Origin of the sequence: Agathobacter sp. LCP21S3_B2 (assembly GCF_052118705.1) — a bacterium.
Classification (GTDB): Bacteria; Bacillota; Clostridia; order Lachnospirales; family Lachnospiraceae; genus Roseburia.
The window spans coordinates 114,910-133,404 of the sequence record NZ_JBQKGQ010000010.1 but is presented as its reverse complement, the minus strand read 5'-3'; the positions used below and the strand labels follow the sequence as shown (position 1 = coordinate 133,404).

Below are 18,495 nucleotides of genomic sequence, written 5' to 3'. Positions count from 1 at the left end.
TATTAGCGATTAAGCATTTTTCTCTCGAGGTCTATTTCTTTATCAAAATACTCGCCTCTGATATCATCCTTCGGTGGCTCCATCGGATATTTTCCTGTGAAACAGCCCATGCAGATTGGCAGTCCCTCTACCATCTCATCAAGTCTGTCAATTCCAAGGTATCCTAAAGAATCTGCACCTATAATCTGTCTGATATCCTCAATAGTCCTGTTGTAAGCGATAAGCTGCTCTCTTGCAGGAATATCTGTACCGAAATAGCAAGGCCATAAGAATGGCGGTGAACTGATGCGCACATGTACCTCTGTGGCCCCCGCCTCTCTTAACATACGCACTATTCTGTCTGAGGTTGTTCCTCGCACAATTGAATCATCAATCATAACAACTCTCTTGCCCTTAACAGCCTCCTTTAATACATTTAGCTTTATCTGCACGCTTGATTCACGGCTTGACTGCTTAGGCTTGATAAATGTCCTGCCGACATAACTGTTCTTGACAAATGCTGTGCCATATGGAATGCCTGACTCAAGTGAATAACCAAGAGCAGCGGCATTTCCTGATTCCGGTACTCCTGTCACGATATCAGCCTCAACCGGTGAATCAATTGCAAGGAATCTACCAGCCTTAATACGGCTGCCATACACGCTTACTCCGTCAATACGGCTGTCAGGTCTTGCGAAATAAATGTATTCAAACACGCATCTGGCCTGTTTTTCAGGGGCAAGTGCCATAGTCATATCAGACTCAATGCCCTTTTCAGGAGTGATGGTGATAACCTCTCCCGGCTCTACATCCCTGACAAACTCTGCACCGATTGTATCAAGCGCACAGGTCTCAGATGTGACAATATATGCATTGTCTCTCTTTCCGATGCAAAGAGGCTTAAAACCAAATGGGTCTCTGGCTGCAATAAGCTTTCTCGGGCTCTCAACCACAAGTGCATAGGCTCCCTTAAGCTTCTGGCAGGCACGTCTGACCGCCTCCTCCGCTGTTTTTGAGTTAAGACGTTCTCTTGCGATATGATAAGCTATAACCTCAGAGTCGATTGTGGTCTGGAAAATTGCTCCTGTATACTCAAGCTCCTTGCGAAGCTCCTTTGCGTTAATGAGGTTTCCGTTGTGTGCCATGGCAAGTGTGCCCTTGACATAATTTAATACGAGAGGCTGTGCATTCTCACGTGTTGATGAGCCTGCTGTTGAATAGCGCACATGTCCCACTCCGATATCACCCTTCATAGGCTCTAAGATATCAGGAGTAAAAACCTCATTTACAAGGCCCATACCCTTGTGTGTGGTCACCTTTCCCTTTGGTCCGTGTGTATCACTCACTGCAATACCACAGCTTTCCTGTCCTCTGTGCTGAAGCGCAAAAAGACCATAATAGATAGTGGATGCGACATCTCCTCCATCAAAATCATACATGCCGAACACACCACACTCCTCATGAAGCTCATCAAATACATGGTTATGCTCGTCAATATCAGAACACCTTTCTAATTTTGTACCGATATGACTTTTTATATCTATACTAGTATTTATATACTGATTTATGTTATTGTCCTGGTTCATAATATCTCCGTTTATAATTGCGAAATAGTAACGCGGAATAAATAATATATTAGCGGCTGAATTTGCTTCCTGTAAGAAGCTCAAATGCCTCTTTATATTTCTCTACAGTCTTCACAACAACCTCATCAGGTAAAAGAAGGTCATTGTCCGGATTTGCCTTGAGCCAGTCTCTTACATACTGCTTGTCAAATGAAGGCTGTCCCTGTCCAGGCTTATATCCATCAAGTGGCCAGAAGCGTGAGCTGTCAGGTGTGAGCATCTCATCGGCAAGCACTACCTCACCCTGCTCATTTAAGCCAAACTCAAACTTGGTATCTGCGATTATGATGCCCTTTGTAAGAGCATACTCTGCACATTTCTTGTAGAGAGCAATTGTATAATCGCGAATCTTCTCTGCGTACTCTCTGCCCTTCTCAGGATAAATCTTCTCTAATACTTCTACTGATTTTTCGAATGAGATATTCTCATCATGATCTCCAAGATCAGCCTTGGTAGATGGTGTATAAATAGGCTCAGGGAGCTTATCAGACTCAACAAGTCCCTCCGGAAGTCTGATTCCGCAGACTGTACCGTTCTCCTGGTAGCTTGCCCAGCCGCTTCCTGTGATATATCCACGAACTATACACTCGATTGGAAGCATCTCAAGCTTCTTGCAGAGCATGCTGTTTCCGTTGAACCTGTCCTGACCGAAGAACTCCGGCATATCCTTTGTGTCTACTGAAATCATATGGTTAGGAACAACATCCTTTGTGAATTCAAACCAGAACTTAGACATCTGTGTGAGGATGGCTCCCTTGTCTGTAATTTTATTCTTTAAAATATGGTCAAAAGCGGAAATACGATCTGTTGCGACCATAATAAGGCTGTCCCCGTTATCATATACTTCTCTTACTTTTCCTTCTTTGAATGGTTTAAATTCCTGCATGATTGTCCTCCATCTTATGTGTAATTTATTTTACAAATCAAATGCTACTTTTAAATTATATACCAGCTCAATTTGTAAAGTCAACGTATATTATAAGTTTTTTTAAATAATTTTACACTATTTATAAGCAATTCTTATATTTATTATTATATCTTTAATATATCAAAACAAAAGCTCCGGTTCAAACCCTTTGTCTGCGCCGGAGCCTATATAATACAAATTTTATTTAACGATAAGTGACTTTCCTGTCATCTCTTTTGGCTGTGGAAGTCCCATAATCTCAAGCAGTGTTGGAGCGATATCTGCAAGACATCCGCCCTCACGAAGCTTGTAAGAAGGGTCAGCGTTTACAAGAATGAAAGGAACAGGATTGGTTGTATGAGCTGTATGAGGTTTTCCTGTCTCATAATCAATCATCTTCTCTGCGTTTCCGTGGTCAGCACAGATGAATAATACTCCATCCACATCCTTGATTGCCTGCACTGCATCACCTACGAGTGAATCAACTCTCTCAACAGCTTTTACAGCAGCCGGGATCACACCTGTATGTCCAACCATGTCAGGGTTAGCAAAGTTGATGATAATAACATCATACTTATCTGACTTGATAGCCTCAACAAGATCCATTCCAACCTCAGGAGCGCTCATCTCAGGCTTTAAGTCATATGTTGCAACGTCCTTAGGACTGTTTACAAGAAGACGTGCCTCATCGATATTCGGCTCCTCTACTCCACCATTAAAGAAAAAGGTTACGTGTGCATACTTCTCTGTCTCTGCGAGGCGAAGCTGTTTCTTGCCATTTGCTGCAAGATACTCACCAAATGTATTCTTAATTTCTTCCTTCTCAAAAGCGATAAGCTTGTTAGGAATTGACTCGTCATAATCCTTGAAGCATACAAATGTTGTCTTAAGGAATGGGCGCTCAAAGCCAGTAAACTTATCATCGCAAAATGCTCTTGTCATCTCACGAGCACGGTCCGGACGGAAGTTGAAGAAGATAACAGAATCATTGTCCTTTACAACAGATACCGGTGTGCCATCCTCGTTTGTGATAACTGTAGGAAGCACGAACTCATCTGTAACGTCATTTGCGTATGACTCCTCCATAGCCTTTACAGGGCATGTAGCTTTTACGCCTTCACCCTTAGTGAGTGAATCATAAGCCTTCTGCACACGGTCCCAGTTGTTATCTCTGTCCATTGCATAGTAACGTCCTGAAAGAGATGCAATCTTTCCTACACCGATTTCCTTCATCTTGGCGAGAAGCTGCTCGATATAGCCCTTGCCTGATGCAGGAGGTGTGTCACGACCATCAAGGAAGGCGTGTACATATACTCTGTCAAAATTCTCTTTCTTGCAAAGCTCAAGAAGTCCGTAAAGATGCTCGATATGGCTGTGAACTCCACCATCTGAAAGAAGTCCCCAAAGATGCAGATCGGAGTCATTCTTCTTGCAGTTTTCGATTGCAGAAATTAATACCTTGTTCTTGAAGAAATCACCATCAGCAATTGCCTTTGTGATTCTTGTAAGATCCTGATATATGATACGGCCTGCGCCGATATTCATATGTCCTACCTCAGAGTTTCCCATCTGTCCGTCAGGAAGTCCAACTGCAAGACCTGAAGCTGCGCCCTTTACAAAAGGACACTCTGCCATCAATTTATCCATAACAGGGGTATTTGCCATAGCTATGGCATTTCCCTCTTTGTGGTCACTTAAGCCGTAACCATCAAGTACCATTAATACTACCGGTTTCTTACTCATTTATATTTCCTCTATTCTTCATATGAGGCTTGCAAAATGTTCTATTACAGTGACATATGCAAGCCCGCAAAAAATTTCATTACATAATAAATGCCACTAAATGCAGCTAAGCTGGTGAATTTAGTGACATTTAGTTATTGTGATTGTCAAATCAAATATTAAATTATGATTTAATAATTACTTGTAGTTTACGATCTTTCCAAAATCAGCCTTGAGTGAAGCGCCACCAACTAATCCACCGTCGATGTCAGGCTTTGCAAAAAGCTCTGCTGCATTTCCTGCATTTACAGATCCGCCGTACTGGATACGAACTGAATCTGCTGTAGCCTGATCATAAATCTCTGCTACACACTCACGAATCGCACCGCAGACCTCCTGAGCCTGGTCAGAAGTAGCTGTCTTTCCTGTTCCGATTGCCCAGATTGGCTCGTAAGCGATAACCATGTTTGCAACATCTGATGCAGCAACACCTGCGAGATCTGACTTAATCTGAAGTCTGATCCAGTCAAGTGTAACACCGCTCTCTCTCTGCTCAAGTGTCTCACCACAGCAAAGGATTGGTGTAAGTCCAGCCTCGATAGCCTTCTTTACCTTCTTGTTAAGAAGTGCGTCATCCTCTTTGAAGTAATCTCTTCTCTCTGAATGTCCGATGATAACATACTTAACACCTGCATCGAGAAGCATCTCTGCTGAGATTTCTCCTGTGTAAGCACCCTTCTCCTCAAAGTACATATTCTCTGCTCCAACAGCAACATTTGTACCCTTTAATGCTTCTACAACAGGTACGATGTCGATTGCAGGTACACAGTAAACAACTTCAACATCATCTGAAACTACGAGTGGTTTTAACTCTTCTACTAATTTAACAGCCTGGCTTGGAGTCATGTTCATCTTCCAGTTACCGGCTACAATTTTCTTTCTTGCCATTTTATATCTCCTTGTATTTGTATACAAATATTTATTGTGGTAGTTCTTTTCGCTAAGTTCAACCTTCGCCTACAGCTCGGTTTCACTAATCTCAAAGAACAGCCTCGCACTAAATTCAATCATCGCCTGCGGCTCGATTTCATTAAGCTGCTTTCGGCTTATTTATCATCAGCACAAGCTACGCCAGGAAGCTCCTTGCCCTCAAGGAACTCAAGGGAAGCACCGCCACCTGTTGAGATGTGGCTCATCTTGTCGCCAAGTCCCATCTGGTTAACTGCTGCAGCTGAATCTCCACCACCGATGATTGTGATAGCATTTGATTTAGCAAGTGCCTCTGCTACTGCAAGTGTACCTGCTGCAAGTGTTGGGTTCTCAAATACACCCATTGGTCCGTTCCATACAACAGTCTTAGCTGATGCAACAGCGTCAGCGAAAAGCTCACGTGTCTTAGGTCCGATATCACAGCCCTCACGGTCTGAAGGCATCTTGTCATAATCATATGTCTCTGTCTCTACAGGAGCATCGATTGGATTTGGGAAATCCTTGATTGTAACTGCATCAACAGGAAGAAGAATCTTCTTTCCAAGTTTCTCTGCTTTTGCAAGCATCTCTTTACAGTAATCAATCTTTGTCTCATCAAGCATTGAGATACCAATCTCATAGCCCTGTGCTTTAAGGAATGTGTATGCCATTCCACCACCGATGATAAGTGTATCAGCCTTCTCGAGGAGATTATCGATAACATTGAGCTTGTCAGCTACTTTAGCTCCACCAAGAATAGCTACGAAAGGACGTACAGGATTCTCTACTGCCTTACCAAGGAAGTCAATTTCCTTCTGCATAAGGTATCCAACAACATTCTCTCCACCCTTAGCTGTGATGAACTTTGTAACACCTGCTACAGAAGCATGTGCTCTATGCGCAGAACCGAAAGCGTCACATACATATACATCAGCAAGGTCAGCAAGCTCTTTTGCGAATGCATCTCCGGCTTCCTGTGGCTTTGTCTCCTCTTTGCCTCTGAAACGTGTATTCTGAAGAAGAACTACATCTCCCTCTTTCATCTCTGAAACAGCCTTTGTTGCAGCCTCACCTGTTACGTTGTAGTCAGCTACAAATGTAACCTTCTGTCCAAGCTTAGCCTCAAGAGCTACAGCTACAGGAGCAAGTGACTCACCCTCGTTTGGTCCGTTTTTAACTTTTCCAAGGTGTGAGCAAAGGATAACCTTTCCACCGTCCTTGATTAATTTCTGGATTGTTGGAAGAGCTCCGTTGATACGGTTCTCATCTGTGATTTTTCCGTCCTTAAGTGGCACGTTGAAGTCACATCTAACGAGAACTCTCTTGCCTTTTACGTTGATATCATCAATTGATTTCTTGTTTAATGACATAATATGTCCTCCCTTATTTCAAGGCATAAGCCATGTGGCCATGCCATATTGTGCATATTAAAAAATATAATTAATTCTACAATTCACAGATATTCAAAAGAAATAGCCATGCTTTAAAAAAAAGGCGCGGTTCAATTAAGACCGCGCCCCTTGAGTAGTCTTGAGATATACTGTTCTTGTGGGTACAAGAATTAAGCTAACTCAGAGAAGTACTTGATTGTACGAACCATCTGAGATGTGTAGCTGTTCTCGTTATCATACCAAGAAACAACCTGTACCTCGTACTGATCGTCAGAAATCTGGTTAACCATTGTCTGTGTTGCATCGAATAATGAACCAAATCTCATTCCAACGATATCTGAAGATACGATCTCATCCTCGTTGTAACCGAATGACTCGTTAGCTGCTGCCTTCATAGCTGCGTTGATATCCTCTTTTGTAACGCCTGCTTTCTTAACAACTGCTGTAAGGATTGTTGTAGATCCTGTTGGTGTAGGAACACGCTGTGCAGATCCGATTAACTTTCCGTTTAACTCTGGGATAACAAGGCCGATTGCCTTAGCTGCTCCTGTTGAGTTAGGAACGATATTAACTGCTGCTGCACGTGAACGACGAAGGTCTCCCTTTCTCTGTGGTCCGTCAAGAGTCATCTGATCTCCTGTGTAAGCATGGATTGTTACCATGATACCAGACTGGATTGGAGCGTACTTGTTAAGTGCATCTGCCATTGGAGCTAAGCAGTTTGTTGTACAAGAAGCTGCTGAGATGATTGTATCAGAAGCCTTAAGTGTCTCATGGTTTGTATTGTAAACGATTGTAGGAAGGTCATTTCCTGCTGGTGCAGAGATAACTACCTTACGAGCTCCAGCATTGATATGAGCCTGAGCTTTCTCTTTTGATGTATAGAATCCAGAGCACTCAAGTACAACGTCAACCTTTAACTCTCCCCATGGGCAATTGTTTGCATCTGGGAATGCGTAAATTTTGATTTCCTTACCACAAACTGTGATAGAATCATCGCTTGCAGAAACCTCATCTGCATGCTCGTATTTACCCTGTGATGAATCATACTTTAATAAGTGTGCTAACATTTTTGGGCTTGTTAAGTCGTTGATAGCTACTACCTCGTATCCCTCAGCTCCAAACATCTGTCTGAAAGCAAGACGTCCGATACGACCAAATCCGTTGATTGCTACTCTTACTGCCATTTTAATTCCTCCTAGAATTGTAAAAAGTATTTTTAGGGACATGCCCTAAGATGTTTTTATTATAGCGAATAATTCTCAAAGGTTCAAGTACTTTATTTGCGTTTGTTAAAATTTTCACTAAATATTTTCATTTACACACATTTTTTATCATTCTTCACAATTTTTCTTTTTAGATATTGCACTTTATTATAATCTCGGCTACACTTAATTAATTGCTGTAATTCGCACTTTCCGGCAGCCGGCAGCAGACAATTATAAAACATGTAACTTATAAATTTTTTTAACAACAATACATCAGTTTTACGGAGGTATTTATATGTGGGATCAGCACATGCACTGCATGTTTTCGGGTGACAGCGATGCCGACCCGGTATTGATGATAAAATCAGCAATCAACAAAGGGCTGGACGGCATCTGCTTTACAGACCATCTGGACTATGACTATAAAGAGGAGCCCGGGCTTTTCGACCTTGATATAGCAGCATATGAAAAGCGCATCAAAAGGCTTGCAATTGTTCTTAAAGAAAAGGGCTGCCCGGTAAATATCCACTGGGGCATTGAAATCGGTTTACAGCCTCATATTACAGACAAAAATAATGCGGTCACCAAAAAATATCCGTTTGACCTCGTGATCGGCTCAAGCCATGTAGTAAACGGCATTGACCCATACTACCCTGCATTTTACAAAGACAAGACAGAGCACGAAGCCTACACCGAATACTTTGAATCGATACTTGACAACCTGCACAGCGGGGCGGATTTTGATGTGTACGGTCACATCGACTACGTGGTCAGATACGGTCCTGACAAAAATAAATACTATTCATATGAAAAGTATGCCGACATAATTGATGCTATATTAAAGGAAATTATCTCCCAGGGAAAAGGCATCGAGCTCAATACCGCCGGCTTTAAATACGGGCTTGGCCACCCAAATCCGACCGAATCGGTGTTAAAGCGCTATCACGAGCTTGGCGGGGAAATAATCACAGTCGGAGCAGATGCCCACAAGCCGGAGCATGTCGCGTATGATTTTGACAGGGTTTCAAATATCCTCAAGGATGCCGGGTTTATGTACTATACAGTATTTGAAAACCGCGTTCCTGCTTTCATCAAATTATAGCCCAGCCTTAAAGGCTTACGTTGTCATTCTATCTAACTATTAAACCTCACATGCATTCACAAATGTCAAAAATAGGAGCCACCTGATCTACATTTTACATCAAGTGGCTCCTAAAGCATTGGTTCCGTAAGCTTCACTGTATAACCTCCAAGTTCCGCTTTCGCTATATGAATTTATTTTGGCATTTCCATATTGCTTTGCTATAAATCTGATTCTGTTTATGACAGGATTCTTATTCTTTTAGCTTAGCTATGGACCTCTACCCTTCTTCATAAAATCACTCCTTTTGGTTACATTATCTATGTAAACTCTTATGAGAGATTCTATCTTTCACTTTTAATCTACAAGAACTTTTTCAACGATATTATTTATTTGCTAATATATCTGTGCGATTACTGCGCTTCGGCCCGCCCTACAGATTTAAATATTCCGTTCAATCATCCTTATAGTACTTTGACTTAAATTATGTAATCCCCATTGGACTGTACCTCCTGTGTTTTATTTTTGTTCCTTTCGTATCTCTTTTTGTTGATTTAAGATTACACCAATTTTACCTATTTGTCAATATATTTTTTGATAATTTTTATTTTTATTTTAAATTGTCTGATATTTTATATATTTTTTGTTTTGTTTACACATTTCTTGCAATTCAATCACATGATTAAAGGGGGCAAAATACCTTTGCCCCCTCATGCCGTCATTTATCATTTATCATTCTTCATCCTGTAATCAATACACCTGTTCAGGTAATCGACATAATCCGGATTCTTGCACATGCCCTTGCCTGCAACGTCGGAAATCTTTGCCACATCCATGCCGTTACACTTGGTGGTCTTCATAACTATGTTAAGCGCATCCTCATCAGTGTCGTTACTGATAAAGGTTCCTATACCGAATGCAACCTTTGCCTTATCCTTGAAATAATCATACAATGCAGTCGCACGCTCGAAATCCAGGCTGTCGCTGAACAAAAGTGTCTTTGTCCTTGGATTAATTCCCAGACTGTTGTAGTGGGCTATCATCTTGTCTCCCCACTCGTACGGATCTCCGCTATCATGACGCACTCCCGAAAAAAGTGTCGCATAGGTGAGCTGAAAATCACGCAGGAAGCAGTCTGTTGTTATGGTGTCAGTAAGCGCAATACCGTTTAATATACCATACTCCTTAACCCATGCATCGAGTGCGTACCAGTTTGAATATGCCGGATTATGCTTGTGATTACCCTGTCCTGTACACATAATCCACTCATGAGCCATTGTTCCCACCGGCTTTAAATTGAATTTCTTTGCAAGATATACGTTTGATGTACCAATAAAGTGTGAGTCTGCAGGCAGCTCAACCTCTGCGATTGCCTTTACAGCCATCTCCTGCGCCTCGGCAGACAGACGGCGTCTTAGTCCAAATTCACTGAAATCGCCAAGCCTGTAGGTATCCTCCTCGAGCAGACGCACCTTCTCATCAAGCCTGCGCTTAAACTGCTTAAGCAGCACATCATAATCATATGCCATACGGAAGTACACTTCATTTACAATAGCAAGCACCGGAATCTCATACATCGAAGTATTGAGCCACGTGCCGGCTGCATCGATTGCCAGCCCACACGGTGCATCTGTTGTGATGGTAAACTCCTCATATCTTGGCTGCCAGAGTCTTAAAAAATCAACATATGTACCTTTTATCCAGGTGATGTTATCAAGATATTCAAGCTCCTCCTCCGTAAAACAAAGCTGACAGAAGGCCTGCACCTGTTCCTTTATCTCCTCGACCATCTCATCTGTAAAATGCACGTCTTTATTTCGGCACTTGAAGGTCCATGTCGTTTTATAGCTTGTGAACTGATGGAAAATCGTCTGTCCCATGCTGAATTTATACATATCAGTCTCAAGAAGGCTGTTTATTATTTGTGGCAATCTCATCTGTTTTATGTCCTCTTTTCTTTCAAACCATTTACTACCGGTAATTTTAGTCTTGATTTTACCACTGCGACTATCAAATATCAAGCAGGCGCACGTGTTTAATTACCTTCAATTTATTTTCTTTACCGTCAGCATATTCACTGGTTCCAAAATAAAAACTCCCATGAAAGCCACTAACTGTGACATCCATGGAAGCTTAATTGTTTATATTGCAGAGATAATAGCCCAATGAATATATAAGATATTGTAATTATTCAGTTATGAATTATTTAAAATATTTCACACCGCTCTCGAATATCTTCATATCCTGCTCGCCGTAGATATTGATTGCTACAGACTCGCCGCGGCGCTCTGAGTGAGCCATCTTGCCGAGGATTCTTCCGTCAGGAGATGTGATACCCTCGATAGACATGTATGAGCCGTTTACGTTCCACTCCTCATCCATTGATACATTTCCGTCCAAGTCAACATACTGTGTGGCAACCTGTCCATTTTCAAAGAGCTTATCAAGCCACTCCTTCGGTGCTACGAAACGTCCCTCGCCATGTGATGCCGGGTTGCAGTAGGTCTGGCCAAGCTTAGCCTGTGCAAGCCATGGGCTCTTGTTTGAAACAACCTTTGTATACACCATCTTTGAGATATGGCGGTTGATTGTATTGTATGTGAGTGTAGGTGACTGTGCATCCTGCTGTCTGATCTCTCCATATGGTACAAGTCCAAGCTTGATAAGTGCCTGGAAACCGTTACAGATACCAAGTGCAAGTCCGTCTCTCTCATTGATGAGCTTTTCAACAGCCTCTGTCATCTTTGCATTTCTAAATGCTGTTGCAAAGAATTTAGCTGATCCCTCAGGCTCATCTCCTGCTGAGAATCCACCAGGGAACATGATAATCTGTGATTTGTCAATTGCCTTTACAAACTCATCAACCGAATCACGGATATCCTCTGCTGTGAGGTTCTTGAATACCTTTACGATTGTGTCAGCGCCTGCTCTTTCAAATGCCTTAGCACTATCATACTCACAGTTTGTTCCAGGGAATACCGGAATAAATACTGTAGGCTTAGCCACTTTATTCTTGCATACATAGATATTCTTTGCATCGTAGAGACCGCTATTTACCTTGCTTGTATCGTCTGTTGCCTTTGTATGGAAAACGCCCTCAAGCTTAGCTGTCCATACCTTGACAGCCTCATCAACAGGAAGCACCATATCATCACACTCGATAGTCTGCTTGTCGTTTACATAGCCGACTACAGAGGCTGCATCTGAAATACCTGCTGCATCAATTACCTCTCTGACCTTTGAAAGTGCATCAACAGGAACCTCAGCTACGATATTACCAAAGCCAGGTGCAAAGAGTGTATCGCTTGTCACCTCATCCTCGATTGTTACACCAAGCTTGTTACCAAATGCCATCTTTGATACTGCTGCAGCAAGACCTTTTCCGTCAAGTGCATATGCTGAAACGATTGCGCCATCCTGGATAAGATTTCTGATTGCTGTATAAAGTGTCATAACCTGATCATATTTTGGAAGATCAAACTCATCCTTATCTATTGTAAATAGAACAAGCTGGTTGCCCTCTTTCTTGAGCTCAGGTGTGATGATATCCTTTTCCTTTGCCACATCCACTGCAAATGATACGAGTGTAGGCGGTACATCAATATCATTGAAGGTACCTGACATGGAATCCTTTCCACCGATTGAAGGAAGTCCGAAGCCAATCTGAGCATCATATGCTCCGAGGAGTGCTGCAAACGGCTGGCTCCAGCGCTTTGGATCCTCGTTCATTCTGCGGAAGTACTCCTGATATGTCATACGGATTTTGCTGTAATCTCCGCCTGCTGCAACGATTCTTGAGATAGACTCAAGCACTGCATATATAGATCCGTGGTATGGGCTCCATGATGAAAGATATGGGTCGAAGCCGTAAGCCATCATTGTTACTGTATCGCATTTGCCCTTTAATACAGGAAGCTTTGCAACCATTGACTGTGTCTCTGTGAGCTGGTAACGTCCACCATATGGCATATATACACTGCCTGCTCCGATAGAGCCGTCAAACATCTCAACAAGTCCCTTCTGTGAGCATACGTTAAGGTCTTCAAGCTCTGCCTCCCAGGCACCCTTCATATCTCCTGCCTCAACCATCCTGGCTACAGCAGGTGTGCTGATTTTGTCCAGATAATTGTCACTCTCGCAAGGCATCTCAACCTCAACATCTGTCTCCTGATGAGCTCCGTTTGTATCAAGGAATGCACGAGAGATATTTACTACCTCTTTGCCTCTCCACTCAAGCACAAGTCTTGGATCCTCTGTAACTACCGCAACCTCTGTTGCCTCGAGATTTTCCTCATTTGCGTATGCAAGGAACTGCTCAACATCAGAAGGCGCAACTACAACTGCCATACGCTCCTGTGACTCTGAGATAGCAATCTCTGTTCCGTCAAGACCTGCGTATTTCTTTGGTACCTTGTCAAGCTCTATGCGAAGTCCGTCAGCAAGCTCTCCGATAGCAACAGAAACTCCGCCGGCACCGAAATCGTTACATTTCTTGATGATATGGCTGACCTCTTCTCGTCTGAAAAGTCTCTGAAGCTTTCTCTCTGTAGGTGCATTACCCTTTTGTACCTCAGCTCCGCATACTGATGTAGACTTTGTATTGTGTGCCTTTGATGAACCTGTAGCACCACCGATTCCGTCACGTCCTGTGCGTCCTCCGAGGAGAATGATTTTATCTCCCGGATCTGAGTTAAGTCTCTGGACAGCACGTCTTGGAGCCGCACCCATAACTGCACCGATCTCCATACGCTTTGCAACATAATTCGGATGGTAAACCTCCTTGACATAACCTGTTGCAAGTCCGATCTGGTTTCCATATGAGCTGTATCCGTGAGCTGCCTCTCTGACAAGCTTCTTCTGTGGAAGTTTTCCTTCAATTGTCTGTGAAACCGGTACTGTAGGATCTGCTGCACCTGTTACACGCATTGCCTGATATACATATGTACGTCCTGAGAGAGGATCTCGAATTGCTCCGCCAAGGCATGTAGCAGCGCCACCAAAAGGCTCAATCTCTGTAGGATGGTTGTGTGTCTCATTCTTGAAGTTTACAAGCCACTCCTCTGTCTTTCCGTCCACCTCAACAGGTACCACGATAGAGCATGCGTTGATCTCATCAGACTCTTCCTGATCATCAAGCTTGCCCTCTGCCTTTAATCTCTTCATGGCAAGAAGTGCAAGATCCATTAGGCAGACAAATTTGTCATTTCTGTCCTTGTAGATATTTGAAAATGTATTGAGATAATCCTTGTAGGTATTTTCAATCGGTGTGCGGTAGAAGCCATCGTCAAACTTGACATTCTTAAGCTCTGTAGAGAATGTTGTATGACGGCAGTGATCTGACCAGTATGTATCGAGCACACGGATTTCTGTCATTGAAGGATCACGCTTTTCCTCATTCTTAAAATAGTTCTGGATATGAAGAAAATCCTTAAAGGTCATAGCAAGGTTCAATGATAAATAAAGCTCCTTCAGCTTGTCCTCTGCCATATCCTTGAAGCCGTCAAATATGATGACGTCAGCAGGATCATCAAACTCCTGCACAAGTGTCTCTGTCTTTTCCATGCCGATAGCACGCGAATCAACAGGGTTGATGCAGTGCTTCTTAATAGCAGCAAACTGCTCATCTGTGATAGCACCCTCAATCACATATGTGATAGCACTTCTGATAATCGGCTCCTCATTCTCATTGAGAAGCTTCACACACTGCTCGGCTGAATCTGCTCTCTGGTCAAACTGTCCCGGTAAAAACTCTACAGTAAATACTTTTGCATCACCATAGTCAAATGTCTCCTCATAGATATCATCAACAGGCGGCTCTGAGAAAACTGTATACAAGGCTTTCTTGTATGTCTCCTCTGATATATTTTCCACATCATATCTGATTAATACACGTACTGCCTCCACAGTTGTGATTCCCAGATAATGCTTAATCTCATGCTTTAATTCCTTTGCCTTTACCGCAAAGTCAGGTTTTTTTTCTACATATACACGACGTACGTTACTCATATGTTCTCCTTTCAATTCGAGAGTATGTAACCAATTATTCGTTACCGTCCGGCTTTTTGCACAATCGGACTTTAAAACTATGGTTGTAGTATAACACTTTAGTTATAATAAGTATAATTAATATATTTAATTTGTTTTATAAGTTGCGTTAATTATAGTTTTCTTATATAATGATATCAGCGACAAAAGGTATTTTGCCCCTCATTGATAAAACAGATGCAAATAACCATATTTATACGGAGGATAACAAAATGGATATAAATTATGAGCTTTACAAGGTCTTTTACTACGTGGCAACGTCCCTAAGCTTCTCTGAAGCCAGCAAGAAGCTGTTTATTTCACAGTCCGCGGTAAGCCAGTCTATTAAGACTCTCGAAAAGAAGCTGGGACAGACTCTTTTCATCAGAAGCACAAAGAAGGTACAGCTCACCGCAGCCGGTGCCCTGCTTTTAAAGCACATTGAGCCTGCCATGAATCTTATTGCCCGCGGTGAAAGCCAGCTTTTAGACTCAGGCACACTTGGACTTGGCCAGCTTCACATCGGCGCAAGCGATACCATATGCCGTTATCTGCTGGTTCCTTACTTAAAGCAGTTCCATCAGAGGTTCCCGAACGTGCCTATCAAGGTCACAAATGCCACATCTATCCAGTGTGTGGAGCTTTTGGAGCAAAGGAAGGTTGACCTGATTGCCACGAATTTTCCAAACTCGCACCTCAATCACTCATACAGACAGAAAACCATATGCAACTTTTCCGATGTTTTTGTGGCAAATCCCAATTATTTCAAGCTTCGCAAGCAGGAGATAGCTTTTTCTGAGCTCAATAAATATCCTATCATGATGCTCGACCGAAACAGCACCACCAGTGAATTCCTGCATAATCTGTTTTTACAGCACCAGCTTGACCTGATTCCGGAAATTGAGCTAAGCAGTAACGATCTGCTCATAGACTTGGCCAAAATCGGACTGGGTATAGCATTCGTGCCTGACTACTGCATCAACCATGAGAATAAGGAGCTTTTCGTGCTGAAGACAAAAGAAAAGATGCCTCCACGCCAGATTGTTGTGTCCGTAAACACTACAATGCCCGTGTCAGCATCCACTGAGGAATTTTTAAATCTGCTCCCAGAAGTCGGCAACTAGTTTTCCGACATTTGCTATATTGCATGGCTTTCTGTCACTCCACTCGCGTGGATAGAGCAAATCATATTCTCTCTGCCAGAATCTCTCATCTAATAGCAAAATGACACCTGTGTCCTCCGTCGTCCTGATTACTCTTCCGGCCGCCTGGAGGACTTTATTTATGCCCGGATACCTGAAAGCATAGTCAAAGCCACAGCCGTTTTCGGCATCGTAATAATCCTTTAATATGGTTCTCTCATTACTGATCTGCGGAAGCCCCGTTCCGACAACAATAGCACCTATCAGTCTGTCGTTTTTCAAATCAATGCCCTCACCGAATATGCCTCCCATGATGCCAAATGCCACAAGTGTTCTGTCCGATTCCTCACTAAACCTGTCCAGAAATTCCTCCCTCTCAGCCTCTGACATATTATCTTTCTGCAGCATAAGCTCTGTTTCGTCTGCATATTTTTCACAGTAAATATCTGCCACATCATTCATCATCTTATATGACGGAAAGAAAACCATATAATTTCCAGTCTTTTGCGTGACAACAGCATTAATATACCCTGCAATCCGCTCATACTCACTCCTTGAGCGCCTCGTGTACCTCGTGCTCACATCGGTTGCCATCGCAAGCAGTCTCTTTTTGCTGTCAAACGTGCTGTCAGCATATATGGCATAGTTGTCTTTTTTTGTGCTTAGCAGGCTCTTGTAATAGTTTACAGGCAAAAATGTCGCCGAAAAAAACACAGCCGACTTGCCCTTATCCAGCCTCTTTTGTATATTAAGCGATGGGTCCACACAAAAAAGCTTTAGCATGAACCTGCCATCAGCCTCAAGCTCGGAATACATCACGTAGTGCTCATCCACCAGATCATAAATGTTCAGGAAATTGCGAAGCTCAAAATAAAAATCCATAACATCCTTTTTCCCCGGAAACTCATTTGCCTTCTGCAAAAACTCATCCAGAAGTGTCATAAGCCTCATAAAGGAAAATACCATATTGCCAAACGTATCATATACCGTATAATTCTCACACTCACGTTTCATCCCAAGCAGTATCTTATTGCACTTTTCAAGCGCTTTCTCAATAGAACGGCTGTGCTCCTTCATAATGCGCTTCACAGTAAGGAAATCCTCCTTATAAATCTGAGCGCTATACATCTGCCTGCTTCTTTCGACCATATTGTGAGCCTCATCAATGAGAAAAATATAATCTCCCTTTATCCCTTCCTGAAAAAATCTCTTAAGATAAACATTTGGGTCAAACACATAGTTGTAATCGCAGATGATATTATCACACCAGCTAGCCGTATCAAGACAAAGCTCAAACGGACAAACGGTATACCTATCCGCCTGTGATAAAATATCATCCCTCTCAATCATTTCACATCTGTGAAGCAGGTCAAAAACCGCATCATTTACTCTGTCAAAATGCCCCTTTGCATACGGACAGGTTACCGGATTGCATTCCATCTCATCACACGGACATAGCTTTTCCTTGGCCGTTATCTGAATAGTTTTTGCCCTGTAACCATTTTTTTCAAGCAGCGCAAACGTTTCCTTTGCGACTGTTGCGGTGATTGTCTTCGCTGTCAGGTAAAAGATTCTGTCTGCCAGCTCCTCACCAACCGCCTTCACTGCCGGGAAAATAGTAGAGATAGTCTTTCCCACACCGGTCGGAGCCTGCATAAAAAGAAGCTTCTGACGCATAATTGTCCTGTAGACATCCGAAACAAGCTTTTTCTGCCCTGGTCTGTACTCAAATGGAAAACCGAGTTCTTTGATTGAAGCCTGTCTTTGATTTTTCATTTCACACTGAAACGTTGCCCATTTGCCATACTCTTCCATCAGGTCATCAAACCATTTTTTTATCTCTTCAAACGAGAACTCCTCGCGAAAATACTTAGTCTGCTCCGTTTCAAGATTGCAGTAGGTCATCTGAATACCTATCGTTTCCATATTATTTTGCAGAGCAAAAATATATGCATAGCACATAGCCTGCGCACGGTGCACAAAAACCGGCTTTTCAAACAGCTCAACCCTTCTGTACATTCCCTTAATCTCATCAACAAAACACTTTCCATCCTCCGTAAAGATGCCATCTGCCCTGCCCTCGACAGTCAGCTCATACAAATCACCTTCAACAACAAGTGAAAGCGGCACCTCTGCCTGATACTCCTTCCCCATGCTGCCCTGGATTTTCCTGTGAATGCGTGTTCCCTCCATCATGGCATCAGCACTCATAGCTCTCGATGACCTGTTGTCTATGTCACCCTCCCTGAAAATAAATTCCACAAGGTTTCTGACCGAAATATGTAATTGTGTTTTCTTTTCACTATAGTTATTTCCAGCTTCTGTCATGTACTCTCCCTACATATTCCGGATTATGTCAACGGTTTTGTGTTCCGGCAATATTTTCAGTCTAACTCCAGACATTTTTAATACACTGAACATAAAAAAGGGAGAGCTCCAAGAAGAAA

At 42.6% G+C, this 18,495-nt stretch carries 11 protein-coding genes; 2 read left to right on the top strand and 9 right to left on the bottom strand.

Annotation, left to right across the window (positions count from 1 at the left end; translation table 11 throughout):
• Positions 1-2: 2 nt before the first annotated feature.
• The 6 genes from purF to gap all read right to left on the bottom strand — a co-directional run bounded on the left by purF (position 3) and on the right by gap (position 7,780).
• Positions 3-1,565: an amidophosphoribosyltransferase gene (gene purF, locus ACTQ1L_RS09125; protein ID WP_441366700.1), complete on the bottom strand. Its 1,563-nt coding sequence runs from the start codon at positions 1,563-1,565 to the stop codon at positions 3-5.
• 49 nt (positions 1,566-1,614) lie between these two features.
• Positions 1,615-2,490, bottom strand: coding sequence for a phosphoribosylaminoimidazolesuccinocarboxamide synthase (locus tag ACTQ1L_RS09120; RefSeq protein ID WP_321112558.1), 876 nt, complete (start codon positions 2,488-2,490; stop codon positions 1,615-1,617).
• A gap of 222 nt (positions 2,491-2,712) precedes the next feature.
• Positions 2,713-4,254, bottom strand: a complete 1,542-nt coding sequence (gpmI, locus tag ACTQ1L_RS09115; protein WP_321112559.1) for a 2,3-bisphosphoglycerate-independent phosphoglycerate mutase — start codon at positions 4,252-4,254, stop codon at positions 2,713-2,715.
• 177 nt (positions 4,255-4,431) lie between these two features.
• Entirely contained in the window at positions 4,432-5,181 is a 750-nt protein-coding gene (tpiA, locus tag ACTQ1L_RS09110; RefSeq protein ID WP_012742377.1) for a triose-phosphate isomerase, read from the bottom strand.
• Positions 5,182-5,339: 158 nt separating this feature from the next.
• The gene (locus ACTQ1L_RS09105) at positions 5,340-6,572 is read right to left on the bottom strand and encodes a phosphoglycerate kinase (RefSeq protein ID WP_441366698.1); all 1,233 of its coding nucleotides are present in this window, start codon (positions 6,570-6,572) and stop codon (positions 5,340-5,342) included.
• A gap of 191 nt (positions 6,573-6,763) precedes the next feature.
• Positions 6,764-7,780, bottom strand: coding sequence for a type I glyceraldehyde-3-phosphate dehydrogenase (gap, locus tag ACTQ1L_RS09100; RefSeq protein ID WP_321112562.1), 1,017 nt, complete (start codon positions 7,778-7,780; stop codon positions 6,764-6,766).
• Positions 7,781-8,096: 316 nt separating this feature from the next.
• On the opposite strand from gap, the gene ACTQ1L_RS09095 reads away from it, so the two are divergent.
• Positions 8,097-8,903 (top strand): histidinol-phosphatase HisJ family protein, encoded by an 807-nt coding sequence (locus ACTQ1L_RS09095; protein WP_441366696.1) that lies wholly within the window; start codon positions 8,097-8,099, stop codon positions 8,901-8,903.
• Positions 8,904-9,607: 704 nt separating this feature from the next.
• Here ACTQ1L_RS09095 and pncB read toward each other — a convergent pair.
• Both pncB and ACTQ1L_RS09085 read right to left on the bottom strand, forming a co-directional pair.
• Positions 9,608-10,819 carry a nicotinate phosphoribosyltransferase gene (gene pncB, locus ACTQ1L_RS09090; RefSeq protein ID WP_441366694.1) on the bottom strand — a complete coding sequence of 404 codons (1,212 nt, stop codon included), beginning with the start codon at positions 10,817-10,819 and terminating at the stop codon, positions 9,608-9,610.
• Between the two features lie 265 nt (positions 10,820-11,084).
• On the bottom strand, positions 11,085-14,888 hold the full coding sequence (locus tag ACTQ1L_RS09085; RefSeq protein WP_441366692.1) for a phosphoribosylformylglycinamidine synthase: 3,804 nt from the start codon (positions 14,886-14,888) through the stop codon (positions 11,085-11,087).
• A 251-nt stretch (positions 14,889-15,139) separates the two neighbouring features.
• Between ACTQ1L_RS09085 and ACTQ1L_RS09080 the strand changes: the two genes are divergently transcribed.
• A complete protein-coding gene (locus ACTQ1L_RS09080; RefSeq protein WP_321111022.1) occupies positions 15,140-16,030 on the top strand; it encodes a LysR family transcriptional regulator in 891 nt (296 codons plus the stop codon).
• Here the strand turns inward: ACTQ1L_RS09080 and ACTQ1L_RS09075 are convergent.
• Positions 16,001-18,376, bottom strand: a complete 2,376-nt coding sequence (locus ACTQ1L_RS09075) for an ATP-dependent DNA helicase (protein WP_441366690.1) — start codon at positions 18,374-18,376, stop codon at positions 16,001-16,003. The genes ACTQ1L_RS09080 and ACTQ1L_RS09075 overlap by 30 nt on opposite strands.
• Positions 18,377-18,495: the final 119 nt, after the last annotated feature.